2 protein-coding genes are annotated in these 17,042 nt (G+C 38.4%); both read right to left on the reverse strand.

What is annotated here, in order from left to right:
- Nucleotides 1–14: 14 nt before the first annotated feature.
- On the reverse strand, nt 15–14,006 hold the full coding sequence (locus tag Q1W72_RS08490) for a T9SS type B sorting domain-containing protein (RefSeq protein ID WP_302137907.1): 13,992 nt from the start codon (nt 14,004–14,006) through the stop codon (nt 15–17).
- A gap of 155 nt (nt 14,007–14,161) precedes the next feature.
- Nucleotides 14,162–17,041 (reverse strand): PorP/SprF family type IX secretion system membrane protein, encoded by a 2,880-nt coding sequence (locus Q1W72_RS08495; RefSeq protein WP_302134726.1) that lies wholly within the window; start codon nt 17,039–17,041, stop codon nt 14,162–14,164.
- Nucleotide 17,042: the final 1 nt, after the last annotated feature.

Genomic DNA, 17,042 nt, shown 5'->3' on the forward strand with positions numbered 1-17,042 from the left:
TCAGTGTTTATTTATTATCTGTAAAGGGTAAAATGACCTACAAACTCTCGAGCATCTTTCAAATCATTCAATTTTAAAACATACCAGTAATCTCCGGAAGGAAGTTCGTTACCATTGTATTTACCATCCCAATATTGGCCAAGGCGATAGGTTGCTATTTTTCGTCCGTATCTGTCAAAAATATCGAATGTCAAGTCTTTATAATTGATTGTACATCCGGGAGCCCATCCATCCATTACTCCGTCACCGTTTGGCGTAAAGTAATTCGGGATACAGACATCAATGTATTCAAAATATCGGGTAGCTGAAACCACACAACCATTTGAATCTGTTACCTCAACTGTATAATCTCCCGATTTATAGATGATAAAAGTATTCTTGGTTCCATAGGATTCCCCGTTAAGCGTATACTGATATCCGCCACCACCGCCAGTTGCCGTAGCTACAATTTCATTTAATCCTCCATCGTTTAAAACTAATGCCAACGGATCAACTTGTACAATATCAAAGCTGGCTGTTCTTTTTATACATCCATTTGTATGTCTTACATCAACATAATGACCTGTTCCTGGAGCCACATTTGTAAATACATTGCTCGTTTGATAAGATGCTCCATCCAGTGAGTAATCTACATCCGTTAGGTCTGTTATACTAGCATCTACCGTTACGGTAACCGTATTGCTTGCCGCATTATTTACACAACTGTAATCAATGACAGCAATTGGATTTATTCGTATTGATTCCGGCAACACTTCAGTCCATTCTGTATTACAACCTAAGTTGTCACGAATATAAACGGTATGAGCACCTCCTGTTAATCCTGTAAAATCAAAGTCGGTCTGAGTAGCTGTACCCGTTGTATAAGTTCCGCTTGGATTGTCTAAGCTTACACTATATGGAGCCGTTCCACCTGAAATTGTAATGCTGAATTCTCCGTCTTTATCCCCTTCACAAACTTCCGGAATTATAGACGATGGTTCAGTTACCACACTTATTAAGTCTGGTTCATTTATAGTGAAATTAATTTTTATATAACATCCCAATACATCTTGGACAATTACATCATAAGTACCTGGCGCCAGTTTATCAAAAATAGTATCGTCAACAAACTGGTTTAAATTTGGAGATATAGCATATTTGATAATACCGGTTCCACCAGAAGCATTGATTTCAATTGATCCGTTATTTGCTCCATTACAGGTTACATCACTAACTGTGAAAGGTGCTGCTAATGGTGCCAACGGCTGGGTAATCGTAATAATTGATGACGTTGTTGTACAATCACCACTATCTACTTTTACTTGATAATTTCCAGCAAAAAGCTGGGTGAAAACACCTGGACTGGCTTGAACAGCAGTAAGAGTGTTTCCAGATGCATCCTGTAGCGTATAGATATAATTCCCAAGTCCTCCTTGCGCAGTTGCAACAATAACACCCGTATTGTCTCCTGCACAATTAATAACCGCATTTGTCTTATCTAAATTGATTATTAATGCTGGCAATGGATCAATCTTGATTTGATTAGAAACAGTAGCAACACAACCATTGGCATCCCTAACATAATAAACATACGTTCCTACTGGTACCGGAAAGGTTACCGAAGACACAAACGAACCTAAAATTGTGGTAAACGCCGCAGAGTCGCTATAGGTATAAAGTCCTGTTCCACCCGTTGCACTCAAGGTAAGTGTTGTTTGTGTTAAACACGTTTGTGTTGTTGCCACTACCAAATTAGATTTCACCTCTGTTGGCTCAGTGATAACAATAGCAGCCGAAGTTGCTGAACAACTGTATCCATCTGTTACCGTAATCGTGTACGTTCCTGCACCTAAGCCACTAAACACTGGAGAAATTTGCGGTCCTGATGCCGTTGGCGGAGTAACAGATGTCGTATTCAAAGTGTATAAATAATTAGATCCTTGACCGCCTGTAGGTAAATCAACAGTAATCGTAGCATTTTTATCTCCTTTACAGTTTAGCATTGTAATATCTGAACTTGCTGTTACGGTAATTGGTGTTGGAACCACTAGTATTACAGTTGTTGTAGCTACACAGCCTTTACTATCTCTGACATTTACTGTATACGTTCCTGCTGTTAAATTGGTAAAATTACTTTGAGAAGAATACGCTACAGTCATTGGTCCTGTTAATTCAAACTGATAACCTCCCGGCCATCCGCCAACAGCTGATGCGGAAATACTTCCATCATTATTACCTGTAACACATGTTATTGCAGTATGGGTTTCGGCTATGGCCAAAGCTGCTGTAGGTTGCGTAATGGTAAAGTTTTTGCTTACTGTACAAAACGGACTATTCGTCAATGTAGCTGTAATAGTGTATGTGCCAGCTGCCAAAGTATTAATGGTGATTGGTCCCGCAGTTGCTGCTGTCCCTGCAGTAACCGAATTACCAAGGGCATCAACTATCGTATAATTGAAAGGCCCGGATTGATTCGGATTAGTGGCTGTAATTACTCTGTCCACAAAAGTGACATTAACACTACCGTTATTTCCATTGAAACAAGTCACATCAACAATAGTGTCTATGGTAAGGTCGAAAGTATTTGGATTATTTACATAATGCACACTTTGTATGCTACATCCTGTATCTAAATTTTCAACTGTAATCAGGTAATTCCCAATATTTAGTCCAGTGAAAATTCCAGTAGCATTGGTGAAATTATAATTAGCTCCAATTACTCCTGTTGTCGCATTAGAATCAGCTACAGTATATTGCAGATTCGTTGGTGTTCCTCCGATGCTGCTTACCGTAACCGTAATGTCTTCTAAATTGGTACAAGTAATTGCATTGTTAACCGCTACATTCGCTTTGTCTAAAGCAATAAATGGCGCAATCGTAATTACAGATGGCGCAGTGCCAATACAACCCTTATTATCGTAAACATTTACGGTGTAACTACCGCCTAATAAGTCAGATTCGGTGTACGTATTGTTCGCACCAAACTGAACTACTATTCCGCCTTTTATAAATTCATAATTGGCGTAAGTCCCAGAACCTCCAGTTACCCCAGTTACAGTAATCGTAGCATAATTAGTTGCATCTGAGCCTGTATTACAACCATATTGAGAAACCGTTGGAGCAGGAACTGTTATAATAGCCGGCTCGTCAACAGTTATGGTTTGAGTGGCCTCACAACCTCTTCCTGAAGTCACATCAATTGTATATGTTCCGGCAATCAAACCACTAAAAACAGTTGAAGTTTGAGTGGTAGCACCTCCATCAATACTATATGTGTATGTTGGATTGTCATTTACTCCTACCGCAGGAGTAGTCATAGAAGCAGTTATACTTCCATCGTTTCCTCCGTTACAAGTCACATCAACTTTTGAAAGCGCAAAACCAGTGATTGGAGTTGCCGCTGCCAAAATTACCGAAATAGACTTGGTACAATTTGTTGTAATATCTCTAACGGTTACTGTATGTGTTCCTGCAAAAATGTTAGTAAAGTTTGCGGAAGCTTGATATGTTCCTGAGTCTATACTGTATTCATAATTACCCGAACCTCCAGTAGCTAAAAGCGTTGCTGTTCCATCGCCATCAATACAAGTTGGTAAAGCCGTAATAGTAGCCTGTAATTGTAAAGCAGGCAAGATAACAACTAAACCTGTCGCTGTTGTCGAACAGCCATTAGCATCTTTTACAATTACATCATAGGTTCCTGGTATATTTACGATAAAGGTTGGACTCGTTTGGAATCCGCTTCCTATACTAAATTCATACGGACCTACACCTGTTGCTACATTTACGGTAAAAGTATAATCGCCTGTTACGCTTGGACATTGACTTAAACCAGTAACCGTTATTCCTGTTGGAAGTGGATCAGTTGCAATAGCGATTGTTAATGGCGTTGTAATTACACAATTATTAGCATCTTTCACATACACATCCCATGATGTTGCTGTAGCCGGGTTTAAAACAGCTGAAGCCGAAGCAGAATAAGTTCCTGCCGGATCTCCGCTTATTACATACGAATAACTGTATGGAGCAACACCTCCTGAAGCAGTCACACTTACTTGAGCGCCAAAATTACAATTGGCATTAATAAATGGGTTTGCTGTCAAAGCTAATGGAGCAGGTTGCGAAACATCAATAAAAGTTGTAGCCGTACATCCTGTTGTTTCATCAGTTACGATAATCGTTTGTGTACTTGCAGCACTTAATCCTGATACTGTTATCGTTGGATTTGTTTGTCCGGTAATAACTGTCGTTCCTCCGTCTAATGAATAACTGTACATTCCTGCAAAGTTTCCTACTGTAAACAATACTTCTCCATTGGCTCCCGGATTACAAGTCACATCACTAATTAATTGACCCGAAACAGTGATATTCGTTACCGGATTAACAGTGTGTGACTCTTGGTAGGTACAGAAATTAGCATCCGTTATCTGGAATAAATAGGTTCCCGGTAAAAGTCCCGCAAATACTCCAGTACCACTTGATGTACCTGATGTTAGGTTATTATATGTAAAAGGTGCTATCCCTCCTTGTCCCGCAGGAACTGTTACTGTTACCGTAGTTGTTAGTACAGAACAAGTAACAGCAGGTGCTGCAAAATTTAAATCTCTTGGAGCATCCAAAGCCGGAATATCAACACCATTATCTAAAATAAAAATACAACCGTTAGCATCTTTTACATAAACATCAAATGTGATTCCTGTATATGATTGATAGGTAGGTGTTGCTGTATAATTTGCACCTCCATCAAAACTATAAGTATACGGAGCAGTACCATCAATTCCACTTACAGTCACTGTTGCTGGTTGTGCTGCATTCCCCGCACCGCATACTAATGCTGTAGTAATGGATGAAGTTGCCGTTAAATCGTCTGGCTCTGTAATGGTGATTGGCAATGAAGCCAGCGTACAATTCTTAGCGTTACGAACGGTAATAACATAAGCTGTACCAGCTGTTAAACCTGTAAATGAATTCGAAGATTGAAAGATTCCTGCACCCAATTGGTATTCAAAAGGCCCAACTCCAGAAGTTACATTCACCGTAATCGATCCGTCATTCCCACCGTTACAACTTACATTAGTTACTGTAGTGTTAAATACTGTGGTTGGTATTGGATCTAAAATAAAAGTTGTAGTTGTTTGACAAATTATTGAATTATTCGCATACGTAACTCTGAAATCATACGTTCCCGCTATTACTGCAGGATATACATTGGTAGCCATAGCTGTCCATGTTCCACCGCCATTTGTAGAAACTTCATAAGTATAATTTGCAGACGGCGTTGTATATCCACCTGTTGTAGTCAAAGTAATTTGTGCATTTGGTGTTGCTGTACAATCCAATTCTTTGGTAAGAGTTGCACTTAACTCCAATTGGTCTTTTACTTCATACGGTACTGTAGCCGTACAACCATTTCCATCTTTAATTACTAAATTATAAGTTCCAGATGCATTAAAAGTAAAACTAGGACTTACTTGGAAAGCGCTACCGTTTACGCTGTACATTTCCGTACCGGCTAAATCCAGATCAACAGTTCCTGAAATAGTAATTGTAAACGGATTCCCGTCATAACAAATAGCAGCTGGTGTATTTATGGTTGGATCATCATCTTTAGAGATTGTTACAGGAATTATAACCCTACAATCATTGGCATCCCTTACTACTATATCCCAATTTCCGGGAGCAACATAATTTAAAGTCAACACATTACTTGTTCCAAAATCACCTGTTATTGGTGTAAATCCAGGCGCACCAGCAGCATATTCATAAGGTCCGGTTCCTCCTGTTGTAGTTAGCGTTATTTGAGAACCCAAATCACAATTGGCATTTACTTGAGCCGTAATGCTTGAAGCAAGTACTTGAAGAGGCTGAGTTATGCTAAATGGTATAATTGCTGAACAAAGTGTACCGGTGGATTCTGTGACTTTCAACAAATAATCCCCTGGTGGTAACGAAGTAATAGTCCCTGATATTGGTCCTCCCGCAGTTCCTGTTATAGCCCCACTAATAACTGGGGAAACCGGAGCATTAGTCAATGCGTCCAATATTTCGTAATTTATAGTTGTTACTGAAGCATCAAAACTACTAACTGTGAAATCTAAAATACCATTATTGGAACCTTTACAAGTAACATTTTTTATGCTATCTATATTTACTGCAATAGTTGATATTGGCGGTATAATAACCTCTAGTATTGATGTGCAAAGATTAGCATCTTCAACTTGAAAATAATAAGTGGTTCCTTGTAATAAATTACTAAACGTCCATTGATACGGAGGAGTATTTATAGCTGGTGAGGTTGTTGCGGGCTGTCCAAAAATTGAAAATTTATAAGGAGCAACTCCTCCAGAAATAACTTCCAGTTGAACCGTGGCACCATTAACACAATCACTACCTACAATTACAGGCGCAGCAAGGCTAAGAAATGGTGGTGTTTTAATTCTTTGTTTTAAGCTTTCATATTCGCATCCTTTAGCATCGACTATTGTAATATAATAGTCTCCAAAAGTTAATCCGGCGAAATTATAACTTGTCGCTGCTGTTGTTCCAGATGTTGCTAATTGTGTAAAAGTATTACTATACAGAGTATATGTAAATGGAGCGATTCCACCTGAATTAATTGTTGCAAGTAAGCTACCCGGAGTATTTGCGTTACAAAGTATGTCTGTTATTGCAATCGAAACATCAATTGGTGCTGGATTATCAAGAATAATTGTTCCTGTTGCATCACAACCTTTTTTATCTCTGACAACATAAGGATAACTTCCCGAAGCTAGTCCTCCAAATACATTAGTAGCAACAAAAGTAGTTCCTCCATCAATACTATACGTAAAAGGCGCTTCACCGGTTAGGGCTGTTAATCGAATAGAACCATCTGAAAACCCATTACATGTTGGGTCTACTTTTACAAAAGAGGCCGTTACAGGTACAATGGCTGTTGTTGAAATTACATTACTTTCTTTGGTACATCCATTAGCATCCGTAATTTCAAATTGATATGTATTTGCGGTTGATGTGCTAAATGTAAACGAGGTTCCTCCAAAAGGAATTGGCGAACCAATATAAGAACCCGCTCCAACTTTTACACGATATCCAAATGGAGCTTCTCCTCCAGTTACCGATATAGTCATACTAGCATCCGTAGGCGCAGGAAAACAGGTATTGTCTTTGGTTAAAACAGCCGTTACAATCATAGCCGGATAAACAACAGTAGGCGCAGTTGCTTGAGCGGTACAACCATTTTTATCTTTAACAGTAACCGTATATGAACCTGGGGCAACTGTAAACGTTGAACCTGTTTGGAAAGTAGTTCCATTGATACTATACGTTAAAGGCGCTAATCCAGTTCCCGAAGCAGTAATTGTAAAATTACTTCCTGAACTTGTACACTGATTGTTTACACTGGCCGTAACAATTGGTAAATCATCTGTAATCACATCTACTGTAGTGATTACGATACAGCCTTTAGCATCTTTTACATAAACATCCCAGCTTAAATTTGTCGCTGAGTTCGTGTCAACAGTTATGATATTACTGCTGTTGTACACTGAAGCTATTGGAGCCGTAGAGCCCGCAATTACTGCTGCGTATAAATAATTAGCGGTACCTCCAGAGACCATTACCGTAATTTGTGAATTGTCATTGTTACAATGAACATTAGTGGCACTTGTTGAAGGTATGGTTAGAACTGTCGGTTCTAGTATTGTAACAGAAGCATTCGCCGTACAACCCGTAACCTCATCGGTTATCAAAATTGCGTATGTTCCTGCAAATTGATTGGTCAGATTAATCGTTGTTGCCGTTTGTCCCGTAATAGTTGAACCTCCATTAATACTATAACTATACGTTCCTGAAAATCCAGAAACAGTATATCGAACTGATCCTGTATTTCCAGCATTACACAACACATCGCTCAATTTACTTCCAATAACCGTGATTGGCGTAACTGAATTTACAACATAGGATTCTGAGAAATAACATCCATTGGCATCGGTAACTTTAAAAATATAAGTTCCCGGCAATAATCCAGCAAAAACACCAGTAGTATTTGAAGCTACTGAAGCTGCCGGCGAAGTAATGGCGTAAGTCAATATTCCTACTCCATTTGTGGCTGTAACTGTAACTGTCGTTGTTGGCGCCGTACATGTTATTGGTGCAGCCGCAAAACTTAAATCAGTTGGTGGATTTAATTTTAAAACTGTAATCGTGTTTGAGTACACACACCCTTTTACATCTTTTACGGAATACGAAATTACTTGATCTGTTCCGTTATCATTTATCGTTAAGGTATTGACATTGGTATAACCACCACCATTAAAACTATATTGATATGGAGCTGTTCCTGTAGTAGGAACCGCTATGGTTATTGTCGCTGATTGTTTCGTATTGGTGACACTACAACTAAATTCGGTTGCACTTGCTGACGTTACTAAAGCAGTAGGTTGTGTTAAAGTAACCGTTTTTGTAATAAAACATTCTTTACTGTCTTTGATATAAAAAGTATGTGTTCCGTTGCCTAAACCTGAGAATAATGAACTCGAAACATACGTAATTCCATCGCTGCTGTAAGTATAAGGACCTACTCCTCCTGATGGAACTATTTGTACTGAACCATCAAATGCACCATTACAAGATGGGTTACTATTTGTAGTTGTGGCTGTTATCGGAGTTAAAGAATTTACCGTTGCAGTAGCGGTAGTGATACATCCTTGGGCATCTTGTATTTGAAATTGATACGTGCTTGCAACTGCTGTTGTGTATGTAAAAGTAGTTGCTGTTGGTTGGGCTATTGTTCCTGGTCCAGTTCCTGAAAGTACCGTTATTACAAATGGAGCATTCCCTCCAGAAATGGTTCCTGATATTACAGCATTTGGATTACCTGTACAGTCTAATGTCTTTGTAGTGGTAGCTACAGTAGTCAGTTGAGGTGCAATACTAACAGTAATAGCCGGCGCAGTACAACCAAAACTGTCTGTTACCAATACCGAATGATTCCCTGCACTTACAGTATTGAATGTATTGCTGTTTTGAGCCGGAGCACCATCTAAACTATAGGTATATGGTGCAGTTCCTCCTAAAACATTTACTACTAATGAAGCCTGATTCAAACTATCAAAACATAAATCGGAGCTTGCGTCCAGTGATGCGGTTAAAGTTGGCGGAGCCAAAACAACAAGTGCATCAGCGTCATCGGTACAATTATTAGCGTCATACCCACGAACAATGTAGGTTCCCGGTGCAACATTTGTAAAAATACCGGTATTCTGAGATGGTTGAACATTATTGGTTCCTGTTGCATCCCATAATTCATATCTATATGCTAAAGTTCCTCCTGTCGAACTGGCCGTAATGGTTGCACCCGAAATACAGGTTGCAACTTTAGTTAGGGTTGCTGTCGTGATTAATGCCGTTGGCGCAGTTATAATTTGTGTAAATGGTTTTACACACGTTCCAGTTGAGGTAGCATCATAACGAATTTGTAAATTATATGTGGCATCTGCTAATCCTATAATCGTATAAGGAGAGGTCATTTGGGTAAACCAAGTCACACCATTATTAATAGAATATTGAAACCCTTTTGTAGTATCAAAATTTTGAGCAGCGATTGTGATTTCTCCATTATTAGCACCGGCACAAGTTACATTCTTAAATCCTGTGATTGAAGCAGTAAAAGCTTCATCAGTAGGAATTATTACAGTAAAATCTTTGGTAGTAATACATGATTTTGGTAATTGATATACCGTGATATCATCAACGGCAAAATCTATTCCATTAACCTGGGCTATTTCTAATCGTAAAACAAAATCTAATGTGGTATTATTACCTGGATTGATTGTTCTGTCATATCGAACCCAACCATTCGTTTTTGGTATTCCACCTGTAGAACTAGATGACAAAGGCGTTCCAGAACTATTTTGCAATTCAACAGTTAGAGAGGCGTCTGGTTGTGTATTTCCTACTTTCAATAAATTGGTAGCATAAAATGTAACCTGAATAGGCTGATTTGGTATAATATCTTTAATTGATTTTCTATATAGAACCGCATTATTTGGAATTGCTGTGCCGGCATCTACAGCTAAATATCTGCCTGTTGCACTTCCAGTTGTATGATCTACTGGATTATGCCATCCAACATAAGGGTTGTTCTCTAAACTTTTAGTAACCGTATATTCACCATTACCAAATAACTTATTCCCATTACATTTTGTTGCTTCTACTTGTCTCTCCCAACAAAAAGCTGGATTGATTCCCGGAGATTGCACATCTGCTCCAGATCCAAAATCTTCTTTCAATAAATTACTATAAGTTGGAACGCTTAATAATGTATAGGAAACACTTACAGTATGCGTTCCGGAAGGCACATTTGTAAAAACATTTGACGGTATGTTCGCATTCAAAGTACCATCCAACAGATATTGATAACTATAATTGGCTCCTCCATTATTTGTTACTGTCACGGTACTGGTTGCAGTACCATCACAATTGAAAACAGCATCTTCAACCTCAATAGTTGGTTCAACCGGTTTTGGGTCAATGATGATATTTGGCATGGCATAAATACAACCATTAGCATCTTTTATATACACCGTGTACGTTCCCGGAGCCAAGTACGCTTCATTACTGGTTACCCAAGTAGCTTGATTGTCAAAACTATATAAATAATAATTCGGTGCTGGAAAAGGCGTTCCTCCTTGTGGGTTAGTGATTCTTATTTTCCCTTCCCCCAAAGGTCCGCAACCAGCTAATTCAGAAACTCCCGCAGAAGCCGTTAAAGCTGTTGTCGGTTGTGTTATCGTGATAACTTCAGCTGTAGAAAAACAGTCTGCACCCAACAATGAATATTTAAGAATCGCCGTATAAGTTCCTGCACTAAGGTTAGAAAAAGTTGGATTTGCCACATAGGTAACGCCATTATCAATACTATAGGCTAAAGTATATCCATTGGCATTTGTAACATTAAATTTAATTTCTCCCGTAGTGTCATTGTAACATAGAATATTAGTTTGACTAACCGTATAAACTGGCGGCGGAATAGCAGCTACCGTAATTGTAGTTGTGGTCTTGCAGTTTTTACTGTCAAAAACGTCTATAGTATAAACACCTCCCGGAGGCAATGGATTTGTAACCGTAATTTGTGGCGTGTTTTGGAAATCGGTTGTGCTATTTACATAATACGTATATGGTGGCGTTCCTCCAACAGGATATACTGTAATTTGCCCATCTGTACAAGTCAATGGTTTAGTCAGTGCCGAAGTTGCTGTTAATAAAGATGGTTCTATTATTTCAATATTTTCCGAATAATCACAACCATCTTCAGTCCGAACCCTCACTGTATAGATTCCCGGATTTAAACCCGAAAATTCATATTCACTAGCCATTATTGGACCTACACTGTTGACCAATGTTCCCCCTTGGTGAATGCTAAAATAATATTGTGGACGTGCGTCATTAGCCGCCAATTTTATCGCTCCTTTATCTCCGTTACAAAGTGGTTGAGTGACAAATTTTGAAACCGTAAAAACTCTATTTCGGATAAGAATATCAGGAACGGTAAAAATACATGGATTGGTAACTACCCCAACTTGTTTAATATATACCGTATAGGAATTAGGCGTAGCAATAGAAAACACGTTTGAGGTTTGATAAGGACCGGTAGCATTCAAACTATATTCATATCCTGCAGGAACACCTCCAACGGTTATTTCTCCAAGGGTACTACAGATAATATCTCTGGTGGTAACTGTTGGGCTTAAAAGGTTTTGATACACATTAAAATAAAAAACACTGTAACAGCCTCCTACATAATTTATGGTAACCCTATATTGTCCGGCAGTATTTGCCGTATAATCCGGACCCGTACCAACTTGGTTCCAGGTACATGCTGAACTTTCATTCGCACAATTATCAACAGTAACGGCTGGACAGCTTGCCTCGTTTAATTTTTGCCAAACAATCGATGCCGCATCACTAATCCCAGTAGTAATTGCACGGGTAGCATTGGCACCACACAGGAAAATATTAGGCAGTACTTTTCCGTTGTTCGGACAAATAGGCAATAAATCTGCAAAAGGGATAACCGGATTTGTAATGGTGTTACCATAAGGAACAACGGTAATCTTTTCATTAATTGGCAAACAGGTACCCGAAGGGGTATTTTTTACATAATAAACCCCGGTTTGAGTGGCTGTATAGGTTTGAGCGGTTCCAATAACCGGTGTTCCTGTTGGACTTGTTGACCAAGAATAGCTGGCATATCCATCTGAGGCGGATAATACAACACTGGCTCCACACAAGACTTCGGTTCTCTCAAAGGTACAATTGGAAATATCTACTAAAAAATTAGTTGATTCAGGCGAACCTAATTTACAGGCGGTCGAAGCAAAACTCCCCTCTTCTTCAAATGTATTGGTATTAATAATACCGCTATAAGTTGCAAACGCCTGGTTCATAATTACATTCGAACAAGCATCACTCAACATGTTACAATTGGGTACGACCTGTATGTTTAAGCGTATGGTATAAAGGGCTCCATTGACTAATACGGAACTGTTTGGGATTGTAAAAATAATGGTCCTTGTAGCTGGATCATAGGATTGTAATGTTGCTCCTCCTGAATTAGTATAATCGATATTGGTTAGAGGATTAAAGACTATATTCTCTGGCAGTACATCTTTTATCGTGAAATTATTCACATTATCATTACCAACATTTTGATAACTAATTTCATACGTTAAAGACTGTCCTAAAGTAACATTGGTTCCACCAATGTCAACTCCCGAAGTATTCTTTACCAGTTTGGTCAGGTCTATTTTTGGCGCAATGATATCTACGGCATAAGCAGAGAAAAATAGAAATACCGGATCCGCTTGACCTCTGGCCACTTGCAATGTAAAATCGGTTGATGTTTGGTTATTTTTTATATACTCCGGATTTGCACCTACCACTTCCAATACACCGGTATCATATCCCAAGGTATTGGATCCGGAAGGATTTCTTGGCGTTTGAACTCCATTGGTATTTTCAATCGTAGAACTAAAAAACTTATTGGCAGATCTTAGGGGAGTCGTAACTTCCTTAGTGCCAAACTCCAGTTTCGTTCCCCCTTTAGGTTTATCTCCATCCAAAGCAGCATAGGCAAACTGTAAATCTACAGGACCTGATGGAGGAGTTATAAAACCTGTAACCGGAATTTTTTCAAAATGTGAATCATAAATATGGCTAAATCCATCAAAAACATTAAATGATTTCATGTGAAGGCTTGGGTCTTCATAAACCACAAAAAGAGTCCATCCGGCTGATAATCCGGTGGAGCCATTAGAACCCTCACCGGCAATTACATTAGCCACCGTATACGTTCCCCCTGCACTTGACAAACCACTCAATAAACTGGTCACATCAGCATAACAAGCATACGGTTTATTCGCATCTGGAATTATGGGAGAACTGTTGGCATCATAAATGAGTGTCCCATTAATGTCACTATATGTAGAAGCCCCGGGCAATTTTAGCTTTACCTTATTGATGTCTGTCCTACTACCGCTCTGAAGCATTGCTCCCCAATACAAAGCAGCATAGGAAACCCTATAACAGGTGCTTAATGTTCCGTTTATTTGTGTAGGAACTGAAAGGTCTGCACTACTGGAACTGAAAGTACTTGCATCAGAATCAATATCGATATACTTCATCGATATATCCTGATTGGATTTTGTATTATCATTAAAAGGAAGATTGTCTTGGCCCAAAATATTATTTCCCGCCACAACCATACTTCCTCTGATATCTATCTTTTTTCGTATAGCAAATGTCTTGTAGGTTTGAGCATAGGATGCCTCACTCAGCAAAAACATTAGCAGTACAAAACCTGTTTTTAAAACAACAGACTTTTTGAACACATTCAATAATGAAATCCTTTCTGATTTAATTGTATGAGTAAAAAATAGAGACGCAAAAGAAAGGGCAGATTGCCTTAATACAATATAATTATTTGCCACAAATAATGCAGCAATTAGTAGGTAGTTTTTTAATTTCATTGGGGTAAAATTATTGTACCAGGCAACATTGCCTGATGGTTTTTATTTTTCCGGATTAACCCTTAGGGGCCTTGGGAATTAATCCAAAAATGTGCAAAACTGAATTTAATATTTAGAACAAATTATTACTGTTTTTCCATAACTGATTTTATTAATTAATTTTCAATTTTAGCAAGAGACATTTTACCGTTATAAGGTTTACTGCCTTTTGACTCTAATGCTTTTTTAGCTTCTTCTATGTTATCAAATTTGTTATAGTAAATGAAATATTTACTGGTATTAATATCGTAGAAGAAATCTATGTTTGTTTGTCCTGCAGCAACAGCTTTTGTTAAAAACTCATCTCTTTTAGCAACATTATCATGTACTGCAACCACTAAATAATAACCACTTTCCACATTTTTAATATTTTTCAAAATTTGCATATTAGACTGCTCATCACCTGAGTCAAAATCTTCTGCTTTTAAAGGAACCGAACTGAAAGCAGTCTTCTCTTTTATTAAGCTTAATGTCGCTTTATCTTTCAAATACCTACTTTGATCATTCTCAAAACCAGCGCGTTTAATTCTTCTTTTTTTCTCAATTTCAGTATCTGTTTTAATTTTTTCTAATGATGCTATCAGATTCGTATTTGACTGTAATACTTTTAATTGTTCTTGCTTTAATGTTTCTATGGCTTTCAAATAATATTGATTCGTTTCGTCTTCTTTATTCGGCACTTTTTTCAGTCTTTCTTTGTATAAATTCTCTAACTCTCTAATTTTTACGGTTTGAGTTTTATTCACCTCAACTAATTCTAATTTTAAAGCTTCTAATGCATTATTTTCCGCAGACACGCTTTTGAAAGGCTTCGGCTCTTTGAAAATACCTTTCTCACTTAGATCATTCTCTTCTTTTAATTCTTTAAGGTCTTTTTCTTTATTGGCAACCGTTTCACCTAATCGCATTAATAATTGTTGCTGTGTGTTTTTAGATTCTTCTACTAATTTGCTTAAATCATCCATCGATTTTGTAGTGGCATCCTTTGGTGTTGCTGCTAATTTAGCTTTATTCTCCGCATCGAGTTTCGCTTGAGCAAGAGCGTCTGCTTTGGCTTTATTATCTGCATCCAGTTTTGCCTGAGCTAATGCATCGGCTTTGGCTTTAGTATCCGCAGCAAGTTTTGCCTGTGCAAGTGCATCGGCTTTAGCTTTATTATCAGTATCCAGTTTTGCCTGCGCTAGTGCATCGGCTTTGGCTTTAGTATCCGCAGCAAGTTTTGCCTGAGCAAGGGCATCAGCTTTGGCTTTATTATCCGCATCTAGTTTCGCTTGAGCAATTGCGTCTGCTTTGGCTTTATTATCTGCAGCAAGTTTTGCTTGAGCAAGTGCATCAGCTTTAGCTTTAGCTTTATTATCTGCATCGAGTTTTGCCTGAGCAAGTGCATCAGCTTTGACTTTTGCATCGGCAGCAAGTTTTGCCTGAGCGAGTGCATCAGCTTTAGCTTTATTATCTGCATCAAGTTTTGCCTGAGCAAGTGCATCAGCTTTGACTTTTGCATCGGCAGCAAGTTTTGCTTGAGCAAGAGCATCAGCTTTAGCTTTATTATCCGCAGCAAGTTTCGCTTGAGCAAGGGCATCAGCTTTAGCTTTAGCATCAGCCGCAAGTTTTGCCTGAGCGAGTGCATCAGCTTTGGCTTTTGCATCGGCAGCAAGTTTTGCTTGAGCAAGTGCATCAGCTTTGGCTTTTGCATCAGCAGCGAGTTTCGCTTGAGCAACTGCATCAGGTTTAGGTTTAGGTTTAGTATCTGTTGCTATTTTTGCTTTAGCAAGCGCATCTGCTTTAGCCTTGGCATCAGCAGCAAGTTTTGCTTGAGCAAGTGCATCCGCTTTAGCTTTGGCATCTGCTGCCAATTTGGTTTGGTTAAGTGAATCCGCTTTGGCTTTAGCTGCAGCATCAGCAATTTCTTTTAATTTTTGCAATCTTCTTTCCTCTTTTTGAGCTGCCAAAGCAAGTTTAAGTTCCTTCAACTTTTGAGCATCTTCAGGAGATAAAATACTGGATTCTTTTGGTTGTGCCGGAACTGATTTTCTTACCTCTGCGGGAGGAATAATAGCTCCTTCTTCCTCATCGTTGCCATAATAGTATGAATTACTCTTAAATTTATAAGCAAAAACAACTTCATGGGAAGACCCAAAATTGGATAAATTCCCTATACCTTTTTCATAATTGTACTCCAAAGAAATTTTTGGAGTAATATTCAGCCCTATTCCGCCGGACATCCCGTATACGCTATTATAACCCGCTTGAGCCCAAATTCCTTTGGGAATAGCAAACATCATTAATCCTGAAACAACAGTTTTATCTTTTTTAACCTCTGTTTTAAGCAAAGCCGAAAATTTACTTTTGTCAAAAAAACCGTAGGTATCTAAATATCCTGTGTGCATAATGTGAGCTTGAATGCTTTGTTCAGGATCGTCTTCGACTACTTTAGAAGTTTTAAGATTGTATAAAATCAGATTATTTACAGAAAGTCCAAAATCAAGAAAGGCAGTTCCATAGTTGATACCCGGATTTACCGTTATTAAAGCATTTGAGGGTATACTTTCTAATGATGGATCAGGATAGTTTGTAATAACCTTGCCTTTATCTAAGCCACTTTTATAAAATCCTACATTCATTCCAAAAGTTAGATTACTATCCTCTTGAAGCATGACATTATGAGCAAAGTTTGCCACAGCCCCAAAGGTGGTAAGCACACCATAATTCTCCTGGAATAATCCAACAGAAATCCCTTCATTTTCTCTGAATCTTCCAGAATAGCTCACTAAGTAGGTCTGAGGCGCATTGTCAAATTGAACCCATTGCCTTTTGTTATAAAAACTGACAATAGTGCTTTGTTCTCTAACAAAACTAAAGGTAGGATTGATCAGGAATCTATTAAACTTTAACGAATTTCGGACGGGTAGATTAAATGAAACCACTCCATCTTCTTGAGCATAAAGCAGGTGTTGTGTACCGAAAAAAAGAGCTATAACTATAAAAATATTTTTCATG

The sequence above is a fragment of the Flavobacterium sp. ZE23DGlu08 genome (assembly GCF_030505335.1).
Taxonomy (GTDB): Bacteria; Bacteroidota; Bacteroidia; order Flavobacteriales; family Flavobacteriaceae; genus Flavobacterium; species Flavobacterium algoritolerans.